We start from the raw sequence: 23,007 nt of genomic DNA, 5'->3' as shown, positions 1-23,007 counted from the left end.
CGTTTCTCGGCCGCTGCGCTACTCGTTGCTCGGGTGCCCTCTTGACGTTTCTTTTTCAAGCTACGAGAAGCGAAGCGCCCTAGCCACGAGCAACGACACTCTTTTATGCTCTATTCACAAACAAACTCCACCACCTTCTCACAAAACAAATCATGTTCGGTCATAAATGGCGCATGAGACGACGACTGAAAAATATAACAATCACTATTCGGTGCGTATTCACTCACTAAGTCCGCGACTTTCTTTGGTACTAGTCCATCTAGGCGACCATACAAACGCAACATTGGCGCTTGAATATCCGAAAGTGCGGGGCGTAAATCGACAGTTGCCAAAATATTTAACCCAATGGCCAGTGCTTCAGGGTTGGGCATTGGACGTGAAAATACCTGCTTTTTAATCGCTTTGACGTCTTGTCTTGCCGATGGACTACCCAAGGCTTGCAAGGTCATAAAGCCTTCAATGGTAAGTTTAAAGTTATTGGTCAGTTGTTCGGTAAAATCAGTCAGCACTTTCGGCATAATGCCGCGCCAACCTTTTTCGGCAGCAAACTTGGGTGAACTGGCTAGCGTGATCAACTTATCGACTCGTTCAGGATGCTTTACTGCAATATTGGTTGCGACTAAACCACCAAGAGACCACCCAAGATAGACTGCGGTTTCCGGCGCTTGGGCTAATACTTGGCAACAAATATCATCAAGATCGTCAGCGCTTGCTTGATGACTTAGTCCATAACCGGGTAAATCAACGCTATGCACGCGAAATTGTACCGATAACGCATCTATAGTTTGTTGCCATACCGCGCCATTCATTCCCCATCCGTGAATAAGAACGATATCTTGTCCTTCACCTTGTGATTGCCAATGCAGTTGTGTCATTGCCTTTTCCTACTAATTTCATACCTAATCAATATTATTCTGGTTGATGATGACATCATTGATTCACTTTTTCATTTTTAACTTAAATAAAATGACGCCAATGAAATTACTCGAACGCCTAAAACGTAACTTACCTCGTCAATGTCATTTATGTCGCTTAACCATCACACCACAAGATGCACATCCATTACATAACCTGTGGTGCCAACATTGTGTTGAACGTTTTATCGATACCACTCCTCGCTGTCAACGTTGCGGCCTGAAAACCGTTACTCGGATAGAACAATGTGGTCAATGCTTGGTGCAACCGCCCAAATGGGATCGCTTATATTGTATTAATGACTATCAAGCGCCATTAAAAGGTTACATTCAAAAGTTAAAATATCGTCGTCAATTCTGGTTAGCCAGCGATCTTGCCTTGTTACTTGCGCCTATTATCACTGAACCTTGTCATGAATTAATTCCCGTACCATTACATTGGCGCAGGCAGTGGTCACGCGGTTTTAATCAAAGCGCTGAAATCGCGCAACAGCTCGCCAGCCACTGGCAAAAAAATCAGTTCGATTGCCAAGTAAACCATGGTGTATTTCGCCGAGTTAAAGCGACACCACAACAAAAAGGGCTGACGAAAATTGAACGTCAACGTAATACCAAACGTGCTTTTCAACTGAAAAATACACGTATCAATCAACATGTGGCACTGGTTGATGATGTAGTCACCACTGGTAGTACTTTAGCGCCTTTATGTATATTACTGAGAAAAGCAGGCGTGAAGCGAATTGATATATATTGTTTATCTCGTACCCCCACACCAAACTAAGTAAGCTTATACCCAAAGTAGTTGTAGTTTCAGTGAGGCGACAAGTGAATAAAACCTTATGAGCACAGCCTGCCTATGATCTTCTTTAATAAAGAGATAAGGAGGCGAATGAATGCTGTCAACAAAGTTGCTGCTCCAAGTACGAGGGTATAGATCAAGTTTGTTGAAATTATCAGTAAATTGGTTTGATCCATACGGCAAGAGGAGTAAAATACCCCAAAAGCCCACTAAAATAGTCAGGTATTAGTCGTGTCAGATACAATTACTATCACAGAAAGTGCTCAAGAGCATTTTGCAAAACTACTGGAACAACAAACGAATGAAACTCATATTCGAGTTTTTGTCGTGAACCCAGGTACACCTAGCGCAGAGTGTGGCGTATCTTATTGTCCACCTGAATCGGTTGAAGCATCAGATACTATTTTTGAATTCAAAGGCTTTAATGCTTACGTTGATGAATTGAGCCTACCATTTTTAGAAGAAGCCGAGATTGACTTTGTCACCGATAAAATGGGTTCACAGTTAACACTAAAAGCGCCAAACGCTAAAATGCGTAAACTGGATGACGACGCCCCTCTAATGGCTCGGGTTGAATATGCCATTCAAACTCAAGTTAACCCACAACTAGCAAGCCACGGTGGCCATGTTAGCCTAATCAGTATTTCGGATGATGGTGTGGCTCTGGTTCAATTTGGTGGCGGTTGTAACGGTTGCTCAATGGTAGATGTCACGTTAAAAGAAGGCATCGAGAAACAATTGGTCGATCAATTCGCAGGTGAATTAACCGCAGTACGAGATTCAACAGAACACCAAGCGGGTGATCATTCGTATATGTAAGACGAATATCGTTTCTAGGGCGCTTTGCTTCTCGTAACTCGAAGCAAAGCGCTCTCGGATCTCGCAACTAAGCTTTTATCTTTTCCGAGACACGAGCAACGAAGTGCCCGATAAACGAGCCACGTCTTTGTTTTTATCCTTGCTTCAATATCTCATCCCAACCAATACTCTCATCCCCCAACACAATAAAATTCGGGTTTTCTAAAGTATCTCGCTCATTGTATGACAATGGCTCTAAGCGAGTACTGAGAATTCTTCCTCCCGCCTCTTCAACAATACATTGGGTTGCTGCGGTATCCCACTCGCCGGTTGGCCCTAAGCGGATATAACAATCTACGGATCCTTCTGCCACCAAGCATGCTTTTAATGCGGCGGATCCTAATGGCACTAATTCATAGTTACGCGCTGGGGAGAGCTTTTCTGTAATACGGTTTATGTTTTGACGACGGCTGATCGCAATGGCTATCGGTTGATCGGGTTGTTCATGCTTTAAGGTATGAATACGTAAGCTGTCATCCATTTCAGGGATCTTCCATGCGCCTTTACCTTGATAAGCAAAATAAGTCACACCTGAAACGGGGGCATACACTACGCCCATCACTGGCTGATTATTTTCAATCAACGCAATCACGGTCGCAAAATCGCCACTTCGAGCTATAAACTCTTGAGTACCATCAAGCGGGTCAACTAACCAATAACGATCCCATTTTGAACGCTTTTTGAGGCTAATATCGGCATCTTCTTCTGAAAGAATCGGGATGTTTGGCGTCAGCTCAGCCAACTGTTGCATAATGATTTTATGGGCAGCTAAATCCGCAGTCGTGACTGGCGTGTCATCGGCTTTAGTAAATTCTTGATAGTCTTTATTTTGATAAATTTCTAAAATTTGCTGACCGGCTTCACGAGCAATGCTGATCACTTGAGGAATAAGATGAGAGAGATCGCTTTGCGTTGCCGCCATGATTAGCCTTCCTTATTTTTATCACTATTTGTATCACTTGAGAGTATTCGTAGTGCCAGCATTAAAGCCGTGATACTGCGAGCTTCGCAAAAATCCATGTGAGTCAGCAGCTCTTCCGCTTGTTGCAGCGGCCAACGGATCACCTCTAACTCTTCCGGCTCATCACCTTGTAGACGTTCTGGGTATAAACCGGTGGCGAGAAATAACGTCATTTGGCTAGAAAAATAGGATGGTGCTAAAACGACTTGTTTAAGTGGCACAAACTTATCCGCGCCCATGCCTATTTCTTCTTTTAATTCACGATTGGCGGCTTGCTCTGGCGTTTCTCCCGGATCAATTAAGCCTTTAGGAAAGCCTAGCTCATAACGATTTGTTCCGGCAGCATATTCACGAATCAACAATAAATCACCTTGCTCAGTAACCGGTACTGTCATTACCCCACCGCGGTTACTTGGCTTCATACGTTCGTAGGTACGCTCTTCACCATTTGAGAAACGAAGCTCTAAGGATTCAATGGCAAATAAGCGAGATTGCGCCACCACTGAACTTGATAAGATCTCTGGCTTTTTATGCTTGGTCACTTCGTCTCTCCTTTACCACTCGATTGGGTTAACGGCTATAATTTTCCGGCAAAGCTAAATTGATAGCGGCCTTGTGCATTCGGTTCGCCTAACCATTTTAGTTGCTCTGCCATTGATGATGGGAATTCAGCCCCCGGCTTAAACCATGCCAGCGACTCATAACGAGCTTGATCATTTAAGCTTACTTTAAATTCACTCATCACTTGCGAATTATTCTGCTTACCTAACACTTCAATATTTTGCGCCTGACAAGTAATGTCTGCAATCACCGGGCCGGGTGTTAATTGACCAATCGGTGAGATAATGTTACTGCCCGTCCAAGCAAGACTACCTGTGGCTTCTTCGCACCATGGTTGCGCATATTTTAATGAAGCGAGTGATAGCTCTAAACGACCTTTTAACTCAACCGGTACTTGGGTTGGTACATAAGCCAGTACTTGCTGTATCGGCAATGACGCTAAAACATTATTAGCATACACACCAGAAAAACCAACCCCAACAAAAGCTTTTCCATCTAGCTTCATGCTGCTGCCACGACCGAAACGTACTTGGTATTCTAATTTAGCCGTCAATAGTTTACTGGCTTGAAAATCCCAAGAAAGACTACCGTATGACTGGCGGTTTACTTCCAGTTGCTGAACTTGTCCCTGCCAAATTGTGCCACTAATTCCGGTCACTTCTACGCCACGTTGAGCGGGCAATTGACTATACACCCAAGACGCAGGAATATGTGCCACTAAACTTGCAATCAGCATCAATACAAAAACCAGCAGATACCATTTCATACTTTTCACAAATCTAATCCTTTCACAAACGTATCGCTAAAATGGCTAACCACGCTGAAACTGTAAGCGGTTAACTTCAACCATACCGGCTTTATCTGAACGGTTAATGTCTAAGAATAACACTTGCAGACCATATTGATCGCGCAACTGAGCTAACCAATTAATTAAGGTATTAAATGGCACCGGTTGAATCCATACTTGCAACATATCATCACGCGGTTGCATACGGATCAACTCGATATTAAAACGAGTGGCGGTCGATGACACTACCTGGTTTAACGGTTGACTACGCTGTACACCTTTAGTACCAGTTTGCGCACGTAATGTGACAATATGATCGGCAGATTGAGTCACCCAACCCAACAATTGTTTTTCATTATTTAAACGCATTTGCGCTTGTTCTGTACGGGCGCTTAGTGGTTGTAAGATCCCCCAATACAAAAAGCCTGCTGCAAATAATCCACCGCAGATTAATACGAGTCGTTGTTCCCTAGTAGAAATACTGTGCCACCAGCGAAGTACTGGGGCCATAAGAGCGGTTAATTTATCATTCATGAGCCACTCCCTTTCTTTTTGATCACATAGCTCCCTTGCACTAGATCACCATTTTTATTTAACTGGCCTTGGCTAACATCAAACTGTTTGGTCAACTCTACTCTCAAGCGCTCAAAAGATTGAAAATCATCACTTTGTGCATTTAAACGAATTTCTTGGCGAGTGCCATCAAATTGTACGCTTTGCACCGTGACTGATTTAACGGTCTGTAATGCTGGTGTCAACTTAGCCATCCAACCCAGCATAGAAACACCACCGCCTCCAGAGCCCGATAAAACATTTTCTTCATCTTGCATTAAACGCTTTAAATAGCTGACGGTTGGAATGCGTTGTCGTTCAGGAAATACGCTACGAAATATCCGTTCACTCTCCGCTCGATAAGCTTGAGTTTGCGCTTCTATTTGTTGAACTTGCACTGTTTGTTGTACTAGTAGTAATACCAATAGAATACTCGCGGCAATCGCCACCTTACGCCACACTCGTAAATGCTTAAACCACGATGATTGCGCTTTAAACGGCCCAGTTAATAAGTTAGTTTTTGATTCAATAGCCCCTTGCGCAAAGGTTAGCATTGCCATCTCTTTCGGCGCAGAAATCCAGCGGCCTGGTAAATCAGCATGTTGTTCAGGCAGTTCGCTATAGCTATAAATCGTGAAGTGCTCACCAGTAGCATGAACATGTTCTAAAGCATCAACACTCGACTGTGCTTCAGCGACAATTTCTTTACTCGATAACACCGCACTGTCGGCAGCATCGCTATCTTGTACTTCATCCTCAGACTGTTCATTATCTTGCAGCAAGCTTTCAAAACTTAACGCATCACCATCGGGATCGAGCCAGCCTGACGCTAAAAACACATCGAGCCAATCATCATCAACCGCCGCACCTTTCACATCACTTTTGCGCATTAGCCACTGGTGATTGATGTGCATCGCACTGATGTAATTATCTTTTAATGGCAAAGCTAAGCAATCTGGCAGCACTTTTTTTAGCTCAATGCCATGCGATTTAAACTCATCGACCCAATCAGATAAATATTGCTGCTCAACCGTGGCAACAATCGCCTGATCGCCTTGCTTTTTGATCACGCTAAAGTGCATGCGCTCAATATCTTGCGTCAGCTCATCTTCCATTAAGAATGGCAACATTGAGTGTAATTGACGCCCTGCACCCGATGGAATTTGAATCGGGGTAATTAACACATCACTGCTTGGCAACAGCGCGATCACACTACGTTGAACGCTGTAATCAACTAATTCACCTAATTGCTCTCGATTCGATAATTCACCTGAGGCAATCACTTCTTGTAAGCTTGGTGACCAAACTAACCAAGGCATTGGATCAGTTGGATTACTGCTCAGTTTGATTGTCAGAAACTCGTTCACTGATCCCTCCGAAACGACGACGTATCACTTGTGTCGTTTTTTTATCTGAACTGTAGATTAGACTACGCAGCCTAACCCTTGAATCTTCTACTTTAATTTGTGCATCTAACTCAAAATACTGGCTAGTCACCGCTAAAAATGGGCTCGCTTTACTGGTAATATTGGCGGGTACTCGAGTCATTTGCGGTTCATTTAAAAAGGTTTCCACATCTTGCCAACCGTCATGCGGTCGATTTTCAATTAGTTGCTGCGCGTCACTTAAGCTCAATGACGGTTGAAACATTCCAGCCAACAACAAGGCTTGCTGAGGCTTTAAGGTATTCACATTAATATACAAATCGGTACTCGGTAGCGCGCAAGCCACTTGATTTAAAATCATCATTGCCGGAACCGTCACTTGATTCACCGCTCTCAATTCACTGCTATCGGCAATTAAGCCATCTGGTGCGTCATAGCTAGGTTGAAACCCTTCATAGGTAGCACTTTCTACCCCACTTTGAGTGCTCACTTGATCATCACTATCAACATACTCTTTAATCGAATCGGCAATCACTTCCGCTTGATAGTTATCAACGCCTTCCTCTTGCAGCATATAAGCCAAAGCTTTTAATAAATAGGGGCGCTCGGGCGTATTTGTTGCCGGTAATGCCGCCAGTGCATTAACATTAAAACAAGCTTGTTTATCGATAATGCTACCGACTGCATCACCATTTTCTAGTGGATATTGAGTGCCTTCAATCGCCCACGCTTGGCTTAAATTAATATTATCGTCATTGTCTTTATAACTTTCTTCGATAGCAACTTGAGCCAATGCTTCCACCCCCATACTGTACCAGTAAGCTTGTTGGTGATTTAATAAATTACTGGCGCGATAAAACTGAGTCGACATTCTTTCTGTCATCGTCGCGGCAATAGCCACTAGCACCGCCACCAGCAATAGCACAAATATAAGCGCCACACCTTGTTGACGCTTAACGCCGCCAAGTGAGCCACGGCTATACGAAGCTCGGCTAGATACATTACGAGAAGAAACCAACATTATTGCGAGATCTCCTCATCCGAACTATTGAGTGATGCTGCCTGACCTGGCGCGGTTAAATACACCCGTCGGATCTTGGCGTAATCTTTTAATTCCAGAGTCACTTCCACCGCTTGTGGCAGTTTATCTTCCACTTGCCAAGTTTCTTGCCATCTATTGTTCTCGCTGTCGTAAAACCGAAAACGTAATGCTTCAACATCGGATAATAGCGATTTATGTAATGGCTCTTGTCCTTCTGGCGTATCAGGATAACGCCACCATACTCGCTCTAATTGATTGTCGACGACTCGATAGCCAACCTTAACCACTTCCCCTCGTGGAAAAGCGTGCTGAGGGTTTTGCCAACCTAGTCGGGTAAACAGTATCCCTTGTGATTGGGAATCCAATAAATATTGATCGACATACAATAAACGACTGCCATGGGCATTAGCGCGCCCCTTAAATGAACGAGCAACCATTTGGCGAAAGTCACTGTCCATAATAATCATCGCTCGTTGCATCTCTTGCAGACGACCGGTTTTCTCCACCGACAGTTGATTGCTACGTTGAACCTGATTCACCACTTGATAAGCGGCAATGCTCAAACTGGCAAATACCATGATGGCGACCATCACCTCTATCAAGGTAAAGCCCTTACGGAACGCTCTATGGCTTAGACCTTTCTTACGGCTGAACATAAGTCCTCACCGTCATCAGAGTACTTTTTCGCTGCGGATCTAAAGACACACTCACATCCACCGCTTTAATTAAATCTAATCCTGTTTTAACGGGGGTTGCCGTCCAGTACCATGTTTGTCCAGCAAGCTTTTCTTCCCCCTTTTTAGTCGCCGTAAACGACTCAGACAAATGCACCATTGCCAATTGGTTATCCACCACCATACTGGCAAAGGTTTTTTCTTCTAAATAGCTCAGAGTGTTGATGTGTTGAGTCACCGCGCGAATCACGCTAATTGCAGCAGTGGCAAATATTGCCAACGCAATCAAGACTTCCAATAAAGTCATGCCTCGAACCTGCTTACGATTCATCATCGACTCCATCACGGCTCATCCCCGGAGCCAAAAGTTGAATGACGCCAGCTTCGGTCACTTTCACCCGCCAAGTTTGCTCAGGTTTTTGATTGGGCTCTGAGGTAAAAGTTAATAAAAATGGCGTCACATCACCACTGGATAATACGTACACTTGTGGTGGCTTAGGCTTAGCATCCGAATCTTCAAAGCGATCTTCATAGAAATCTTCTTGTTCAAAAAGGCTATCGCTATCGCCCCACGCTTCACTACCTAACTCAAAACTAAAGGTTAAGTCTTCTGGCAATGTGGTTTCGGTAAAATACTTGCTGTTTTGTACCTTCTGCCAACCGCCTTCGGTTAATTGCATATAGGTATAAATCGACTTTTTCTCATCGAAACGTAAACCGTAATCTTGACCATTGAGGATCGCATCATCACTGAGCAATTGCAGTCGTTGGAAAAAACGGGAAACTTCGTCCTTCGCTTGATCGTCATTACTCTGCGGCAAGGTTTGCACCACCGCTAACGCACTGAGTGACATTAACACCACCACTAACAGTACTTCGAGTAAAGTAAAACCACGCTGACGCTGCATTGTGTTCCTTAGGTTTTGTTGCGGGTTTTTAGTTGTCATTCCGTACATGAGCCTAAGCGAAGAAGATACGGAATCTCCTACAGCAGTTGATAAACCAAATGTTGTAGGAGATCCTGAACTGCGCTCCTACGTCGCTTTTCAGGATGACGGCTTTTTTCATTTTCAAGCAACGAGAAGTAAAACGCTCGAGGTACGAGCAACAATATTGTCGGCTCCCGAGCGAAGCGTCCTCGTACCTCGACTCTCTCTGTTACTGAAAATCTTGAATATTCCAGTTACCAATATCTTTCTGTGAACCGTCATCACCGCCTTCTTGACCATCTGAACCTAGAGTAAAGATATCAACTGTGCCGTGGTCGCCTGGGCTTAAATATTGGTAGTCGCCACCCCATGGATCACTAGGAAGACGCTTAATATAGCCGCCGTCACGATAGTTACGTGGCTCAGGACTTCCAGTTGGTTTACTCACTAATGCATCCAAACCTTGGTCTGTGGTTGGGTAAACACTGTTATCTAGCTTGTACATATCCAGTGCATTTTCTAGCGCCACAATATCCGTCACCGCTTTTTGTTGATCAGCTTTTTCTTTGTTACCCAATAAGTTCGGGACAACGAAGCTAGCTAGAATCCCCAAAATAACGACTACAACCATGACTTCCAGCAAAGTAAATCCGGATTGTTTTTTAGTCGATAAGTTTAATTTTTTACTCATTGTGACTCCTAAAAAAATATCAATTTTATTTTTGGTATCTTGTGTTTCGTATCTCGTTTCTCGGGCGCTACGCTGCTCGTGGCTCGAAAAAGATGAAAGCAAAAGCAAAAGCATTCATTGGCCCGAATAAGCGAAGCGACCTAGCAACGTTCTTTTACTGCGTCACTAAATTATTCAATTCCAATATCGGCATTAAAGTTGCGGTAACGATAAACAGCACAATACCGGCCATTGCTACAATCAATAATGGTTCGAAAATACCTAATGCCATATTAACCAAAGATTCAAAATCTCGGTCTTGGTTGTCGGCGGCGCGAATTAACATAGGTTCAAGCTCACCACTTTGTTCACCACTGGCGATCATATGAAGCATCATCGGTGGGAATAAGCGGGTATGTTCAAGCGATTTACGCAAACTGGTCCCTTCTCGAACTTTATCGGCGGCATCTAAAATCTGTGCTTTAAAATATTGGTTGCTCATTACATCGGCTGCCACTCGCATCCCATCTAATAGCGGAATGGCGCTGGATGAACAAATCGCTAAGGTTCGAGCAAAACGCGAGGTATTCAGCCCTTTAGCCACTTTGCCTATCACTGGCAGTGCTAAGACTCGTTTATCCCACTTCATGCGAAAGTCGGGTTTATTCAATGCTACCTTTAAAGCAAATATCAACAGTACAATCAGCCCAAGCACCAACAATCCCCAATGTTGCACAAAATTACTGGCGACCAATAAAAACTCGGTCGACATCGGCAAGCCTTGCCCCATTTGCACAAATTGATCGACAATTTTCGGTACGACTGCGGCAAGTAAGAATGCCACTACGCTGATGGCAATTAGCGTCAGCATAGTTGGGTAGATAAGAGCTTGCTGTAGCTTAGAGCGCATCTTTTGGCGGTTTTCAGCGTAGTCAGCTAGACGATCGAGAATCGCATCCAAATGACCAGACTTTTCACCTGCTGCCACCATGGCGCAAAATAGATCATCAAAGACTGCCGGGTATTCCGCCATGCTGTCCGATAAGGTATAACCTTCGACTACTCGCGAGCGAATACTGACTAGCATATTTCGAATATGTGGCTTTTCAGATTGATCGGCTACCGCGCGAATACATTCTTCTAGCGGCATGCCAGCTTGTACTAGGGTAGATAATTGACGCGTGACTAAGGCTAATTCATTGGTACTGATACCGCGCTGGAAGCTAAAACCACTCGATTTAGTTCGTTGTGATTTGGCTTTGGTTTCCACCACTTCGGTGGGTATTAAGCCTTTTTCTTTAAGGCGCTGACGCACTTGGCGGGCATTATCGCCTTCCAATACGCCTTTCTTTTGCTTACCTTTTGCATCGAGTGCTTTATATTCAAACGCCGCCATGGGTTACACTTCCTTGGTCACACGTAACACTTCTTCTAAAGTAGTCACGCCACGGCGAACTTTAGCCAAGCCATCATCACGAATACTTGGCGTTTTAGCTCGAATCGCTTTCTCAATGACCTGCTCGCCGGCTTCCGAATGGATCAATTCTTGGGTTTCATCATCAATTAGCAATAGTTCATGGATACCAGTACGACCACGATAACCTTTGTGGTTACAGTGCTCACAACCTTGTGGTTTATAAAGCTCTAATGAATCATCGGTGCTCACGCCAAACAATTGCTTTTGTTGAGTATCGGCTTGATAAGGTTGCTTACAGCTAGAGCATAAAGTTCGTACTAGACGCTGCGCCAATACCCCCAATAATGAAGAAGAAATTAAGAAAGGTTCAATCCCCATATCACGCAAACGAGTGATCGCACCAATTGCGGTATTGGTGTGCAAGGTCGACATTACTAGGTGACCGGTTAATGAGGCTTGTACTGCGATTTGTGCCGTTTCTAAATCACGAATTTCCCCAACCATAACCACATCTGGATCTTGACGCAAAATCGCACGCAAACCACGAGCAAAGGTCATATCCACTTTTGGGTTTACTTGAGTTTGACCGATTCCATCAATATCAAATTCAATCGGATCTTCCACAGTTAAAATATTACGTTCACTGCTGTTAAGCTCTTGCAAACCTGCATACAAGGTCGTTGATTTACCCGAACCTGTAGGACCAGTCACCAAAATAATACCGTGCGGTCTTGCAATTAAATGACGAAATGCTTCGTGGTTTTTAGGCGTCATACCTAGACTATGTAAATCTAAGCGCGTGGCGTTTTTATCTAATAAACGCATTACGACTCGTTCACCATGGGAAGACGGCATGGTCGATACACGCACATCCACTGCACGACCACCGATACGTAATGAAATCCGGCCATCTTGCGGGACACGTTTTTCAGCGATATCGAGCTTAGACATCACCTTGACGCGAGACACCAAAATCGGCGCGAGTTTACGGCTTGGCGATAATACTTCACGCAGCACACCATCGACTCGAAAGCGGATCGATAAGACTTTCTCGAAGGTTTCAATATGAATATCTGAAGCGCCTTCTTTGATCGCTTCGCCTAACATGGCGTTGATCAATTTAATGATCGGCGCATCATCTTCTGATTCTAATAAGTCTTCGTTTTCTGGCAGTTCTTCGGCTAATGAAAAGAAGTCATCATCCGCGCCAATATCTTCCATCAACTGACGTGCTTCTGATGAATCGCGTTGATAAGCATCAGTCAGCTTATTCTCAAATTCATTAACCGTCAGTTTTTGTGGCTTAAAGGATTGCCCAGACGCGCGACGTATTTCAAGCAACACTTGTGGAGTAAGCGATCCGCAATAGTACAGGACACTTTGTTGTTGCTCGTTATAATCCAACACCACTTGATGACGTTTAGCATAAGCAAAAGGCAGACGAAACTTAGGACGAAAGTCTTGCTCATCCATGGATTCTGGTGCCATATCTTGTGCTGAATCGACCATTATTGATTACCCTCAACCTGAGCACTTTCACTGTGATTTAATTGTTCAAGGAAAGCTTGAATTTCAGCAGGTTGACGCTCACCTTGACCAAGCTTAGGCAATACTGGCGTTTCTGCATTCGGAAGCAGTTTTAAGCCTTTTTGCGCTTTATATAACTGCTCAGCGCGAATGTAATTGTATTTACGACGCGACAGACCATCGATCGACATACCATCGCGAATAATAGTCGGCTTAATAAACACCATTAAGTTCTTTTTCTCTTTGGTGGTGTTGGTATAAGAGAATAATGCACCTAAATAAGGAATATCACCCAATAGCGGTACTTTCGAGACACTCTCTTGCGCGCGTTCATCAATCAAACCGCCGAGCACAATCATTTGACCATCTTGCACCATCACAGACGTGTTAATTTGACGCTTAGCAAAACGTACATCCACGGCACCATTGGCACCAAGTACATTGGAAACTTCTTGCTCGATTTGCATTTGAATTGAGTCACCTTCGTTAATTTGAGGTGTCACTTTAAGTTTGATACCCACTTCTTTACGATCCACGGTTTGGAATGGGTTTGAGTTATCTGAGCTGGCGGTAGAGCCCGTCACGACCGGCACTTCTTCACCGACAATAAACGAAGCTTCGCTGTTATCTAACACGGTAATACTTGGAGAAGACAGAATATTAGAATTACTGCTGGTTGCCACCGCACTAATTAGTGCCGTCCAATCACCTTTTACAATACTCAGCGCCGCACCATTCACACCACTTAATGCTGCTGCTAATGTTGAATAGTCACCAGATTCAGTTGTGGTTTCATTTCGAAGGAAATTACCGTCAGTATCATATACAGCTGTTGTACTAGACGTGTCTTTAGCTTCTTCAATACCAACAGCCACCTCTCCAATTCGGGCATTCGCGTTGGAGTACTGCACCATGCTGCCAGTTTCTAGGTTGCCATATTGCACACCGAGATCGATCCCCTCACCTTCGGCAAGCTCAACAATCAAAGCTTCAATCAATACTTGCGCGCGGCGAATATCTAACTGACTAATCACCTCTTGAAGTGCTTTCATAATATCTGGCGGTGCGGTTAACACTAAAGCGTTAGTGCCTTTATCAGCCGTAATCATGACTTTGGTTTTATTGGTGCTGCTAGCGCCTGATTGAGAATCTTTTTCTGCTTGTAGGTTTTCCGATACCCCAGTTAATACATCCACCAAATCTTCAGCTTTAGCATAACGTAAATACACCACTCGGTTATTGCCTTTGGTAGCCATTTCAACATCAAGTTGGCTAATCAGTTTTTTCAAACGTTGACGAACTTTCGGGTCACCAGAAATCAGAATTGAGTTAGTGCGCTCATCAGCGACTAACTTAGGTTGTAGTAATTCAGGGGTATTTTTGGCATCGGCGCTTTTGCTTAGAGAATCAACAATTCGCACCATTTCGGTAGCTGAGGCATTTTTTAACTCAACCACTTCGACTTCTTTATCGCCGGCTTGATCGACACGTTTAATAATTTCCGCCAAGCGGTTTACTACCGACGCTCGACCCGTTAAAAGAATGATATTTGATGGATCGTAGTGCACAACATTACCAGCTCCAGCATTATCATTTAGCTGACGTAAAATAGGTGAAAGCTCTCTAACTGAAACATTTTTCACAGGAACAACACGAGTGATCACTTGATCGCCAGAAATACTCGAATCATTTCCCACCACAGGCACTGCCGCGGTTTTGGCATCTTTATCTTTAATTACTTTTAAAATGCCATTGTCCATTTCCACCACAGCGTAACCATAAACTTCCAATACATTAAGGAAGAACTTGTAATATTGTTCTTGGTTAAGAACATCGTAACTACGCACATCAATTTTGCCGCGCACCGATGGGTCGACAATAATCGTCTTTTGTAAATTACGCCCGACAATATTGATAAACTCTTGAATATCAGTACCTTTAAAACTAGCACTAAAATCTTCTGCAATAGCAGATACCGAGACCAAACTTGTCATTACAATTAGCGAGACTTTGCTCAACCACTTTTTCACACCATGCTCCTGCTCACCTGAGGTGACGTTGCTATACTCTTCGTTCCTGAATTAAAGCTCGGTACGAATTGAGAATCCATTTTAAAATTGAATATAAATATCATGAGTCTGACCATCTCTTTCCACGGTTAGGTTCCATTCCATAGACTCTAATGCCGTTTTCCATAATGTTGCCATTTTCGATGGGTCAGTGAGATCTTGTCCGTTTAATGCAGTGGCAATATCACCATCTTGTAAACCAACTTGTTCAAATAAAGCGCGATCTTTACCGGGACGAACTCGGTAACCTTTTAATTGCCCTTCATCCATCACTTGTGAAAGACGAATATATTGAAATATTTTTTGTGGATCTTCGGAAATCTCTTTGCGAATTGTATCTAAATCTGCCACATCATCCGTCGTAGCTTGATTCTCAACAGGATTACGTGTAACTGATTGAGGCGATTTACTATAATCAACACCTTGCAGCATCAAGGTTTCATCACGCCCTTGGTTGCTAATAATTACTCGGTCGACATACACCGCGGTCAGTGTGACTCGCGTACCATCTATGGTTTCACCAATGCCGTAAGTCGCCTGCTTACCTTGATTAGCAATAATTGCGAGGCTTAATTTATCGTTGCTACTGGCAACGGCTCCCACTAGTGTTAAACTCAAACGTGTTTGAGGTGCATCTTGGGCGACTTGTTGTTTTTGAGTTGGTGTTTGAGTGTATAAACCAAATAAATTAGCACTTAAGAGTGGGGATAACGTATCAGTTTGACTGTTTGAAGAAGTTTGAGAGGCAATCACATTCGGTGCCGACCAACGAGCAATACCAGAGGTCGGGAATAATAGCGCCCATAATAAGATGCCGACCACCCAAGCGATCAGAGCCGTTAATAGCATAGTGATAACAAAACTTAGCTGAGATTGATTTTGTAACCAACGATTCGCCAATTGTGTCCATTGTTGTTGGATATTCTCTTTTGACACCATTAGAGATGACACCTTAAATTCGATTCCATTCTTATTTATTTTTCGAAGCCTAACCTTAACGGTTTAAAGAGATTAAACCAAATTAATTCATTCGATCATGTCTTTATACCCAAGTAACATCAAGATGTGAGCTTCAGCAAGAATAAAACAAGCTTTCGGCAAGGAAAATAGGACATAATCATTGTTATTCTATCTCTGTTCAATTTAGCGATGCTAAATGCAGAATCATTCATTAAGCTAACAATTCTGATAGTTTTACATTCACTGAACCAATGCAGACAACGGAATCGAAAATTATATCCCCAAATTCTTACATCTTTCGAATTATGCCTTGAAAATACCAAAAACCACCTCCATTTGAGTCATATTATGAGTAATTAACAAGGTATAACTTTTACTCTCTTTACTGTTAACCCTTCGAGGCCATATCTCAGAATGAGTTCACAAACTTTATCAGTCCGTTTAGATAAATGGCTATGGGCCGCCCGTTTTTACAAAACACGTTCCATTGCCAGAAGTATGGTTGAAGGTGGCAAAGTTCACTATAATGACCAACGTAGTAAACCAAGCAAAATTGTTGAGCTCGGTGCTTCTATCCGCTTACGTCAAGGTAATGAAGAAAAGACTGTGATCATCGAAAAAATTTCCGATCAACGTCGCGGAGCGCCTGAAGCACAAACCTTATATACAGAAACGCAAGACAGTATTGCCAAGCGTGAAGAAAATGCTCAAAAACATAAACTGAACGCACTGTATAGCCCAAGCCCAGAACGACGTCCTGATAAAAAACAACGACGTAACCTCATTAAATTTAAACAACAATAAGCCCAGGCTAGGAGTTTCCAACTAATGGCAAATAACCTTTTACATCGCTATTTATTCGAAGATTTGTCTGTTCGTGGTGAATTAGTGCAACTTGATACCGCTTACCAACAAATCATTGCCAACAAGGATTACCCACAGCCGTTACAAAACTTATTGGGTGAACTACTGGTAGCAACAAGCCTACTCACCGCAACTTTAAAGTTTGAAGGCTCTATTACTTTACAACTGCAAGGTGATGGCCCAGTTTCTTTAGTAGTCATTAATGGCGATCATGACCAAAAAATGCGTGGTGTTGCACGCTGGGAAGGTCAAATTTCTGACGATGCAGGCCTACACCAAATGATTGGCAAAGGGCATTTAGTGATCACGATTTCTCCCGATAAAGGTGAACGCTATCAAGGTGTAGTGGGTTTAGAAGGCGATACGCTTTCAAAAGTACTAGAAAGCTATTTTGAGCGTTCAGAGCAGCTAAAAACACGTTTATGGTTCCGCACGGGTGAACATGACGGCCAAGCCCATGCCGCTGGTATGTTATTGCAAATCATGCCTGACGGTACCGGCTCTGCTGATGATTTTGAACACTTAGAAAAGCTGACCGAAACCATTAAGAATGAAGAATTGTTCTCACTAGAAGCCAATGACGTGCTTTACCGCTTGTATAACCAAGAAAAAGTACAGTTATTTGAAGCACAACCGGTCAAATTTTTCTGTGGTTGTTCGCGTGAGCGTAGCGCAGGAGCGATTGCAACCGTTGCCAAGGAAGAATTGGATGACATCTTAAAAACAGAAGGTGAAGTGGCTCTGCATTGTGACTACTGTGGCAGCACTTATTCTTTCGATGCAGCACAAGTTGATCAAATATTAACAGCCGCGAAAAAAAACCTGCATTAATTCATTGTATACAATAAGTTATACGTGACACTAAATAAGCCGACTCAGTTCGGCTTTTTTTTCCTCTAAAATCAGCTTTTAATTCCATATTTAGTCTCACCTTTAAGCACTTATTTTATTCAAGATAATAATCATAGTGTTCTTGACTCCACCTTTTTGTACTCTGATATTTGCTAAAATCACAACAGAGCTCAAATAAACCACACATAGAAAGTGGTTATAATGTGTTCATTACCTAACATTATAATATTCCCTACAAATTTCCTATTAAGGAGCACCTATGACCGTTATAGAAAAGAGCACTACTGTTGCCCAATTGGATCTCACAACTTACGGCATTACTGACACAACCGACATCATTCGTAACCCTAGTTATGAACAACTGTTCGTTGAAGAAACTCAAGAAAATTTAAGCGGCTATGAAAAAGGTATTGTTACTGAACTTGGCGCGATTTCAGTCGATACCGGTATTTTTACAGGTCGATCCCCCAAAGATAAGTACATCGTAAAAGATGACACAACTAAAGATACCTTGTGGTGGTCTGATCAAGGTAAAAACGACAACAAACCAATCACGCCTGAAGTCTGGTCTGATTTAAAGTCGTTAGTCACGACTCAACTGTCAGGTAAACGTATTTTTGTGATCGACTGCTTCTGTGGTGCCAATCCTGAGTCACGATTAAAAGTTCGCGTGATCACAGAAGTTGCATGGCAAGCTCATTTCGTAAAAAATATGTTTATTCGCCCAACCGAGCAAGAACTGCAAGAATTTGAGCCTGATTTCATCGTCATGAATGGTGCCAAGACCACCAACCCTAACTGGCAAGCTCAGGGATTAAACTCCGAAAATTTTGTCGCCTTTAACTTAACCGAACGCATTCAAATCATCGGAGGCACTTGGTATGGCGGTGAAATGAAAAAAGGTATGTTCGCCATGATGAACTACCTACTACCGCTTAAAGGCATGGCGTCAATGCACTGCTCTGCCAACGTAGGTGAAGATGGTGATGTGGCGATTTTCTTTGGTCTGTCAGGCACTGGCAAAACCACCCTATCTACTGACCCAAAACGTCAGTTAATTGGCGATGACGAACATGGCTGGGATGATGACGGGGTATTTAACTTTGAAGGCGGTTGTTACGCCAAAACAATCAAATTATCGAAAGAGGCTGAACCGGATATTTATAACGCCATTCGCCGTGATGCGTTACTAGAAAATGTAACGGTTTCAGACGATGGCATTATCGATTTTAACGATAACTCAAAAACTGAAAATACCCGTGTTTCTTACCCGATTTATCACATTGAGAATATTGTTAAGCCCGTATCTAAAGCTGGTCATGCACAGAAAGTGATTTTCTTAACTGCTGATGCCTTTGGAGTATTGCCTCCGGTTTCAAAACTGACGCCCGAGCAAACTAAGTATCACTTCTTATCTGGCTTTACTGCAAAACTAGCCGGTACAGAGCGTGGGATCACCGAACCTACACCAACCTTCTCCGCCGCCTTTGGCGCAGCATTTTTAACCTTACACCCAACACAATACGCAGAAGTATTAGTAAAACGTATGGAAGCCGCTGGCGCAGAAGCTTATTTGGTGAATACCGGTTGGAATGGCAGTGGTAAACGTATCTCCATTCAAGATACTCGTGGCATTATTGACGCGATTTTAGATGGCTCTATCGATCACGCACCAACTAAAGTTATTCCAACCTTTAACCTAGAAGTACCAACTGAACTACCTAACGTTGATAGTCAAATTCTCGATCCGAGAGATACTTATGTAACGGCAGAGCAATGGCAGCTTAAAGCCGATGAACTGGCGCAACTTTTCATAAAAAACTTTGATCAATATACTGACAACGATGAAGGTAAATCCTTAGTTAAGGCTGGCCCTCAACTGTAGTTTTATGCCTAAAGCGACTTAACTGAAACGAGAAACTTAACGGTTTCTCGTTTTTTATTATGGGTTGTAGACCCAAAGTAATTGGAGTGATAATAAGAAGAGCGAATAGCTAAACAAAACAGCAACTTTAAGTACGGAGGAAGCACCCAATCTAAGCAGGAATAATTGTACCTAAACGAATAACTGCTTATACTTCATAGCTCTAACCGCCTCGTTAATGGGGAGATGAACACACAGGACGTTACATGAGAAAACTACTAGCCATTATTGTTGGCTTGATTTCATTAATGATTGTTGCTCTTTCCGCTTCTTACGCAGCCTTACACACTAAATATGCCGCTCAGGTAGTCAATACGGTTCTTGAATATGCTTACCAAGATAATATCCAAGTTCGTGAGGTTAACTATTCATACCAAGAACCTAAGCACTTACAACTTGACGGTGTGTTGATCAAGAATGGTAATGAGGAATCCATCCTCGTTGATAAAATAGATATTTGGCTGGCAAAACATGCTTGGCGAAATAACCGACTACAAATTGATAGTGTGGTGGTTGATGGCATTACTCTACAAGCGGGATGGCCTAACCTAGATTTTCCGGATTATATCCAGTTAAATAAATTATCAATAGCCAACGTCGACTTCGCGGATAACGACTGGGTAGGACGTGACGTTAATATCCAGATTAAATCCCCTGAAAAACGTGATGATAGACTACTGCCTTTTTATGGTGAGATTCAACTCTCCGCCGGACAGCTCTATTGGCAAGGTGAAGCCATTAATAACTTATTTCTTGATGGTGATATCACGCCAGAACATTCAACCTTTTACGATATTCGTTTCCAGTGGCGCAAAGGTCAATTTTCTGCCCAAGCCACCAAAAAGCAATCACAAAAAATCTGGCAACTCCCTCGCGTGACAATTAGTGGATTACGCTTACAACAAAATAACCTCAATAATATTAGTCAGCAAAGTATCGATTGGTTTAATCAACAAGCAATGACAATCGATGATCTTGAAATCAGCAACTCCAGTATCGAAGTGCCTAATTTTTCAGTTAATAATATTAAGCTAACCGCTGAACAACTTAACTTGCCATTTAATTTTTGGCATCAGCAAAATGCCTCTATCTTTGCTACCGCCGATACCATGAGCGCTTTTGGTCAGGCGATTCATTCACCGGCTTTAGATATTAACTTGCACCCTAATATCGCCAACATCCACGATATTTCATTAGAGATGCTGCAAGGTAATCTGCACATTCAAGGTCAAGCCACCCCAACCGGTTTAGACTTGTCACAATTCAATATTAATAATATGAAATGGATTTCAACCGCGGAATCTAAACAGTTGGCACTAGATTACTTGTCCAACTTACAGTCTCTTAAAGCCAAGATGCTTACCATTAACAATGTGCAATTTATCGATCTCACCACTTCCCCAGCCAAGCAAGCAACCGGACTCAGCATTGACGGTGATAATCTTGAAATTAAAAAACAAGGCGATTGGGGTTTATGGCAAGGTGAGTTAAGCATTAGTGCCAATCGGGCTAGCTACGATAGTGTTAATAGTAAAAACCTACTGGTCAGTATGCGCAGTGAAAAAGGTCACTTTTGGCTGAATAAGCTATTTATCCCATTAGAAAATGGCCTAGTCAAAGGCTCTGGTGAGATGGCATTTAGCCAAACCAGTCAGCCTTGGAAGCTTGCACTTGAAGCCTCAGGGATCCCGCTGCGCTTTTTCTCTCGTTGGTTTGATTTACCATTGCATCTCGATGGTATTACTGATTTCACGGTAAAAGGTGAAGGCTTATATGGCGATCAGTTAATCTTCAACCATAGTGTCACCGGACAGCTTAACGCAAGTGTTACCCGTGCCACTAGCGATGATGACTTCCAAACCTTATGGCTTCGTAATCAAGGTGTTGAATTGCCACCATTAACGCCACCACAAAATTCAACGACTACTGCAGAAGATAAAACGGCACAAGCTAAACCAGTGAAACAGAAGGACAAGAAGGTCCAGTCAGTTATTATCAGTGACATACATTTAATGGCTGACCGAGGCCGTTTATCACTTAAACCATTTAAGATCGAAGGCAAAGATTTCTCTGCCCAGCTAGGTGGCGAGTACGACTTTTTATTCCCAGAAAAAGGCAATCTGAAATATCGCTTACAAGGTGAATGCCAAGCGTTAGTGTTTGATTTACTCAGTCATAAAGACTCAGTGTTAGTGGAAAATAACTGCCACTAAGCCGACGGGACACAAGCAACTCAAAGCCAAATAAAAAGACGGTGATAGTATCAACTATCACCGTCTTTATTGTATGTCCTTTTTAATTAAAACTATTACTTAACCAACGGCGCTTCGCCTAAAAAATCAGTCATCAACATATAAGTACCAGTAAATTCCACTGCTGCCACATCACCACTATAAACGGTCACCTTCACGATCACCCTAGCACGGCGTCCACTGACCAAACGATCTAAGTCACCACTAATACCATCTAAAGAGGTTACCGCAACTGGACTTTGTGTCACCGGGGCACGAAAACGCACTTGGCTATCGGCTAAGATAATATCCGCTTCTAAACCTTTTTCACGCATTAATAACCAAGCCATTCCCCAGCCTGTTAATGTGGTTAAAGTAAATAATGAACCGGCAAACATGGTTTCATGCGGGTTGATGTTTGGGTTAAGTGGCGCTGAACATTCAAATTGATAACCCGTATATTGGCTAATGTGTATACCCATCGCCGCACAAATTGGAATCTCTTGTCGCCAGCGCTTTTGTAATTCATCACACCAATCTGGACGGCGTGAAACATTGGCACTTGCTTTTAAACGCTTCAACATTTGCTGATGACGAGTCGGGCCTCTTTCATCACTGAGTTCACCTTGGCTTTCAAAGCCATTTTTAGCGTAAAAATTAATCGCATCTTCACGTGAGTTACACACCAGGCGCTTAGCACCTTCTTGCATCGCATACGACTCTAACGCCACCAGAATCAATGAACCTAGCCCTTTACTTCGATGATGAGGGTGCACTGCCATATAACGTATTTGGCCTTCGCTATTTGGCGTTAAATACATACGGCCTACTGCCATGATACGGCCTTTTCCATCAACAATCATACGATGGGCACTCATTTCATCATATTCATCACGTTCAGAACCTTGTGGTTGATGAAATGGTTCTCGCAGCATTTGCCAACGGAAGTGATAATATTTTTGCAAGTCAGATTCGTTTCTTGGCGTCACTAACTTAAACATGTAAGTCCCTTACTATTTAATTGGTTAATC

22 protein-coding genes are annotated in these 23,007 nt (G+C 42.9%); 6 read left to right on the top strand and 16 right to left on the bottom strand.

Translation table 11 applies throughout. The features are described from left to right. Positions 1-110: 110 nt before the first annotated feature. On the bottom strand, positions 111-875 hold the full coding sequence (gene bioH, locus ACN0T8_RS05235; protein ID WP_417879603.1) for a pimeloyl-ACP methyl ester esterase BioH: 765 nt from the start codon (positions 873-875) through the stop codon (positions 111-113). Positions 876-975: 100 nt separating this feature from the next. Here bioH and ACN0T8_RS05230 point away from each other — a divergent pair, with 100 nt between their 5' ends. Then, positions 976-1,695 (top strand): ComF family protein, encoded by a 720-nt coding sequence (locus ACN0T8_RS05230; RefSeq protein ID WP_417879602.1) that lies wholly within the window; start codon positions 976-978, stop codon positions 1,693-1,695. 249 nt (positions 1,696-1,944) lie between these two features. Beyond that, positions 1,945-2,532: a Fe-S biogenesis protein NfuA gene (gene nfuA, locus ACN0T8_RS05225; protein ID WP_417879601.1), complete on the top strand. Its 588-nt coding sequence runs from the start codon at positions 1,945-1,947 to the stop codon at positions 2,530-2,532. 133 nt (positions 2,533-2,665) lie between these two features. On the opposite strand, the gene cysQ is transcribed toward nfuA, so the two are convergent. From cysQ to gspC, 14 genes are all read right to left on the bottom strand, one after another. Next, positions 2,666-3,493 carry a 3'(2'),5'-bisphosphate nucleotidase CysQ gene (cysQ, locus tag ACN0T8_RS05220; protein ID WP_417879600.1) on the bottom strand — a complete coding sequence of 276 codons (828 nt, stop codon included), beginning with the start codon at positions 3,491-3,493 and terminating at the stop codon, positions 2,666-2,668. A gap of 2 nt (positions 3,494-3,495) precedes the next feature. Continuing rightward, positions 3,496-4,074: an ADP compounds hydrolase NudE gene (gene nudE / locus ACN0T8_RS05215; protein WP_417879599.1), complete on the bottom strand. Its 579-nt coding sequence runs from the start codon at positions 4,072-4,074 to the stop codon at positions 3,496-3,498. A 35-nt stretch (positions 4,075-4,109) separates the two neighbouring features. Beyond that, positions 4,110-4,859 (bottom strand): type II secretion system protein N, encoded by a 750-nt coding sequence (locus tag ACN0T8_RS05210; RefSeq protein ID WP_417879715.1) that lies wholly within the window; start codon positions 4,857-4,859, stop codon positions 4,110-4,112. Between the two features lie 45 nt (positions 4,860-4,904). Further along, entirely contained in the window at positions 4,905-5,414 is a 510-nt protein-coding gene (locus ACN0T8_RS05205; RefSeq protein ID WP_417879598.1) for a type II secretion system protein M, read from the bottom strand. Beyond that, positions 5,411-6,799: a type II secretion system protein GspL gene (gene gspL / locus ACN0T8_RS05200; protein WP_417879597.1), complete on the bottom strand. Its 1,389-nt coding sequence runs from the start codon at positions 6,797-6,799 to the stop codon at positions 5,411-5,413. The genes ACN0T8_RS05205 and gspL overlap by 4 nt, the downstream gene beginning before the upstream one ends. After that, a complete protein-coding gene (gene gspK, locus ACN0T8_RS05195) occupies positions 6,765-7,838 on the bottom strand; it encodes a type II secretion system minor pseudopilin GspK (protein WP_417879596.1) in 1,074 nt (357 codons plus the stop codon). The genes gspL and gspK overlap by 35 nt, the downstream gene beginning before the upstream one ends. Beyond that, positions 7,838-8,515 carry a type II secretion system minor pseudopilin GspJ gene (gene gspJ / locus ACN0T8_RS05190; protein ID WP_417879595.1) on the bottom strand — a complete coding sequence of 226 codons (678 nt, stop codon included), beginning with the start codon at positions 8,513-8,515 and terminating at the stop codon, positions 7,838-7,840. The genes gspK and gspJ overlap by 1 nt, the downstream gene beginning before the upstream one ends. Next, complete coding sequence (gene gspI / locus ACN0T8_RS05185; RefSeq protein ID WP_417879594.1) at positions 8,502-8,864, bottom strand: type II secretion system minor pseudopilin GspI; 363 nt, start codon at positions 8,862-8,864, stop codon at positions 8,502-8,504. The genes gspJ and gspI overlap by 14 nt, the downstream gene beginning before the upstream one ends. Beyond that, positions 8,854-9,441, bottom strand: coding sequence for a type II secretion system minor pseudopilin GspH (gene gspH, locus ACN0T8_RS05180; protein ID WP_417879593.1), 588 nt, complete (start codon positions 9,439-9,441; stop codon positions 8,854-8,856). The genes gspI and gspH overlap by 11 nt, the downstream gene beginning before the upstream one ends. 250 nt (positions 9,442-9,691) lie before the next feature. Further along, positions 9,692-10,153 carry a type II secretion system major pseudopilin GspG gene (gspG, locus tag ACN0T8_RS05175; protein WP_027698025.1) on the bottom strand — a complete coding sequence of 154 codons (462 nt, stop codon included), beginning with the start codon at positions 10,151-10,153 and terminating at the stop codon, positions 9,692-9,694. Positions 10,154-10,307: 154 nt separating this feature from the next. Beyond that, entirely contained in the window at positions 10,308-11,528 is a 1,221-nt protein-coding gene (gspF, locus tag ACN0T8_RS05170) for a type II secretion system inner membrane protein GspF (protein WP_417879592.1), read from the bottom strand. A gap of 3 nt (positions 11,529-11,531) precedes the next feature. Continuing rightward, positions 11,532-13,022, bottom strand: a complete 1,491-nt coding sequence (gene gspE / locus ACN0T8_RS05165; protein ID WP_417879714.1) for a type II secretion system ATPase GspE — start codon at positions 13,020-13,022, stop codon at positions 11,532-11,534. A 35-nt stretch (positions 13,023-13,057) separates the two neighbouring features. Continuing rightward, entirely contained in the window at positions 13,058-15,070 is a 2,013-nt protein-coding gene (gspD, locus tag ACN0T8_RS05160) for a type II secretion system secretin GspD (protein WP_417879713.1), read from the bottom strand. A gap of 117 nt (positions 15,071-15,187) precedes the next feature. Beyond that, positions 15,188-16,084, bottom strand: coding sequence for a type II secretion system protein GspC (gene gspC / locus ACN0T8_RS05155; RefSeq protein ID WP_417879591.1), 897 nt, complete (start codon positions 16,082-16,084; stop codon positions 15,188-15,190). Between the two features lie 435 nt (positions 16,085-16,519). Here gspC and hslR point away from each other — a divergent pair, with 435 nt between their 5' ends. The 4 genes from hslR (at position 16,520) to ACN0T8_RS05135 (ending at position 21,958) form a co-directional block, all read left to right on the top strand. Next, positions 16,520-16,909, top strand: coding sequence for a ribosome-associated heat shock protein Hsp15 (gene hslR, locus ACN0T8_RS05150; protein WP_417879590.1), 390 nt, complete (start codon positions 16,520-16,522; stop codon positions 16,907-16,909). 24 nt (positions 16,910-16,933) lie between these two features. After that, on the top strand, positions 16,934-17,800 hold the full coding sequence (hslO, locus tag ACN0T8_RS05145) for an Hsp33 family molecular chaperone HslO (RefSeq protein ID WP_417879589.1): 867 nt from the start codon (positions 16,934-16,936) through the stop codon (positions 17,798-17,800). 280 nt (positions 17,801-18,080) lie between these two features. Then, positions 18,081-19,706 carry a phosphoenolpyruvate carboxykinase (ATP) gene (pckA, locus tag ACN0T8_RS05140; RefSeq protein WP_417879588.1) on the top strand — a complete coding sequence of 542 codons (1,626 nt, stop codon included), beginning with the start codon at positions 18,081-18,083 and terminating at the stop codon, positions 19,704-19,706. A gap of 245 nt (positions 19,707-19,951) precedes the next feature. Next, a complete protein-coding gene (locus tag ACN0T8_RS05135) occupies positions 19,952-21,958 on the top strand; it encodes an AsmA family protein (protein ID WP_417879587.1) in 2,007 nt (668 codons plus the stop codon). Between the two features lie 95 nt (positions 21,959-22,053). On the opposite strand, the gene ACN0T8_RS05130 is transcribed toward ACN0T8_RS05135, so the two are convergent. Next, the gene (locus ACN0T8_RS05130) at positions 22,054-22,977 is read right to left on the bottom strand and encodes a YiiD C-terminal domain-containing protein (protein ID WP_417879586.1); all 924 of its coding nucleotides are present in this window, start codon (positions 22,975-22,977) and stop codon (positions 22,054-22,056) included. Between the last annotated feature and the right edge of the window lie 30 nt (positions 22,978-23,007).

The sequence above is a fragment of the Vibrio sp. genome (assembly GCF_048266485.1).
GTDB lineage: Bacteria > Pseudomonadota > Gammaproteobacteria > Enterobacterales > Vibrionaceae > Vibrio.
Note: the sequence above shows the minus strand (reverse complement) of the source record. Positions and strands in the feature narration are given on the sequence as shown.

Coding starts and splice junctions, on each gene's coding strand:
- gspE (WP_417879714.1), bottom strand. CDS start 13,022: ATGGATGAGCAAGACTTTCGTCCTAAGTTTCGTCTGCCTTTTGCTTAT.
- gspK (WP_417879596.1), bottom strand. CDS start 7,838: ATGTTGGTTTCTTCTCGTAATGTATCTAGCCGAGCTTCGTATAGCCGT.
- ACN0T8_RS05135 (WP_417879587.1), top strand. CDS start 19,952: ATGAGAAAACTACTAGCCATTATTGTTGGCTTGATTTCATTAATGATT.
- ACN0T8_RS05205 (WP_417879598.1), bottom strand. CDS start 5,414: ATGAATGATAAATTAACCGCTCTTATGGCCCCAGTACTTCGCTGGTGG.
- pckA (WP_417879588.1), top strand. CDS start 18,081: ATGACCGTTATAGAAAAGAGCACTACTGTTGCCCAATTGGATCTCACA.
- hslR (WP_417879590.1), top strand. CDS start 16,520: ATGAGTTCACAAACTTTATCAGTCCGTTTAGATAAATGGCTATGGGCC.
- gspH (WP_417879593.1), bottom strand. CDS start 9,441: ATGCAGCGTCAGCGTGGTTTTACTTTACTCGAAGTACTGTTAGTGGTG.
- ACN0T8_RS05210 (WP_417879715.1), bottom strand. CDS start 4,859: ATGAAATGGTATCTGCTGGTTTTTGTATTGATGCTGATTGCAAGTTTA.
- cysQ (WP_417879600.1), bottom strand. CDS start 3,493: ATGGCGGCAACGCAAAGCGATCTCTCTCATCTTATTCCTCAAGTGATC.
- gspD (WP_417879713.1), bottom strand. CDS start 15,070: ATGACAAGTTTGGTCTCGGTATCTGCTATTGCAGAAGATTTTAGTGCT.
- gspC (WP_417879591.1), bottom strand. CDS start 16,084: ATGGTGTCAAAAGAGAATATCCAACAACAATGGACACAATTGGCGAAT.
- gspJ (WP_417879595.1), bottom strand. CDS start 8,515: ATGTTCAGCCGTAAGAAAGGTCTAAGCCATAGAGCGTTCCGTAAGGGC.
- ACN0T8_RS05230 (WP_417879602.1), top strand. CDS start 976: ATGAAATTACTCGAACGCCTAAAACGTAACTTACCTCGTCAATGTCAT.
- gspG (WP_027698025.1), bottom strand. CDS start 10,153: ATGAGTAAAAAATTAAACTTATCGACTAAAAAACAATCCGGATTTACT.
- gspI (WP_417879594.1), bottom strand. CDS start 8,864: ATGAATCGTAAGCAGGTTCGAGGCATGACTTTATTGGAAGTCTTGATT.
- hslO (WP_417879589.1), top strand. CDS start 16,934: ATGGCAAATAACCTTTTACATCGCTATTTATTCGAAGATTTGTCTGTT.
- ACN0T8_RS05130 (WP_417879586.1), bottom strand. CDS start 22,977: ATGTTTAAGTTAGTGACGCCAAGAAACGAATCTGACTTGCAAAAATAT.
- bioH (WP_417879603.1), bottom strand. CDS start 875: ATGACACAACTGCATTGGCAATCACAAGGTGAAGGACAAGATATCGTT.
- gspF (WP_417879592.1), bottom strand. CDS start 11,528: ATGGCGGCGTTTGAATATAAAGCACTCGATGCAAAAGGTAAGCAAAAG.